Annotated in this window: 1 protein-coding gene; it reads left to right on the top strand. The window is 43.4% G+C overall.

Features of this window, described 5'->3' with window-relative positions; translation table 11 throughout:
• Positions 1–83: 83 nt before the first annotated feature.
• A complete protein-coding gene (locus tag DWX32_RS19210; protein ID WP_055265531.1) occupies positions 84–1,325 on the top strand; it encodes an IS256 family transposase in 1,242 nt (413 codons plus the stop codon).
• Positions 1,326–1,485: the final 160 nt, after the last annotated feature.

The raw sequence follows: 1,485 nt of genomic DNA, 5'->3' as shown, positions 1-1,485 counted from the left end.
GAGAGTATGAAACTTTTTCTGTAAAATAATGTTTGGAAGGTTCTTCTATGATACAATAAATATCATTAGGAGGACCTTTTATTATGGCAAGACAAAAGAAACCGGTACATCGAGTACAAATGACCGAAGGAAAACGAAACATCATCCATCAGCTCCTGGAAGAGTATGATATCCAGTCTGCTGAAGACATCCAGGATGCGCTCAAGGATCTTTTAGGCGGTACCATTAAGGAAATGATGGAAGCGGAAATGGACGATCATCTCGGCTATGAAAAATCAGAACGTTCGGATAATGATGATTACCGCAATGGGTATAAGCGCAAACAGCTCAACAGCCGATATGGATCGATGGAAATCGAAGTGCCGCAGGACCGAAAATCAACATTTGAACCACAGGTGGTGAAAAAACGTCAGAAAGATATTTCTGATATTGATCAGAAGATCATTTCCATGTATGCCAAAGGAATGACTACCCGACAGATTTCCGAAACCATCGAAGATATTTATGGCTTTGAGACCTCGGAGAGTTTTATTTCCGATGTAACCGATAAGATCCTGCCACAGATCGAAGACTGGCAGAACCGGCCATTGGACGAAGTCTATCCCATTCTCTACATCGACGCAATTCACTATTCCGTAAGAGATAATGGTGTAATCCGAAAGCTTGCAGCTTACGTGATTCTTGGAATCAACACGGAAGGAAAGAAAGAGGTTCTGACCATCAGCGTTGGCGACAACGAAAGCGCAAAATACTGGCTTTCCGTTATGAACGAACTGAAAAACCGGGGTGTCAAAGATGTATTAATCATCTGTGCAGATGGTTTAACCGGCATCAAAGAAGCAATCGCTGCTGCTTTTCCCAAAACCGAGTATCAGCGCTGTATCGTACACCAGGTAAGAAACACACTGAAATATGTCCCTGACAAGGACAGAAAAGCATTTGCAGCGGATCTGAAGACCATTTATCAGGCCGCAGATGAAAAGAAAGCGCTGGCAGCCTTAGATCGTGTAACTGAAAAATGGTCTCCCAAATATCCGAATTCCATGAAACGCTGGAAGGATAACTGGGATGCCATCTCTCCAATTTTCAAGTTTTCAACGACGGTCAGAACGGTGATTTATACCACCAATGCGATTGAATCCCTGAATTCCACCTACCGGAAGCTGAATCGGCAGAGAAGCGTATTCCCAAGCGATACGGCCCTTTTAAAAGCGCTGTACCTGGCCACTTTTGAGGCTACGAAAAAATGGACCAGTACGATTCGAAACTGGGCGCAGGTATATGGCGAACTGAGTATTATGTACGAAGGTCGTCTTCCAGAATAACGAGTAAACCGACGATCAAGACAGGCGGAAAACCGCCTGCTCTTGACATGCCATTCAACAACTGTTATATATAAAACAAGGGTGAAAAGCTCAAACTGTAAGCTCACCACCCTTGCATATCATAGAAGAATCTTATTTACAGACTTTTTCTCACAGTCTC

This window comes from Blautia sp. AF19-13LB, assembly GCF_003479105.1.
GTDB lineage: Bacteria > Bacillota > Clostridia > Lachnospirales > Lachnospiraceae > Fusicatenibacter > Fusicatenibacter saccharivorans.
Note: the sequence above shows the minus strand (reverse complement) of the source record. Positions and strands in the feature narration are given on the sequence as shown.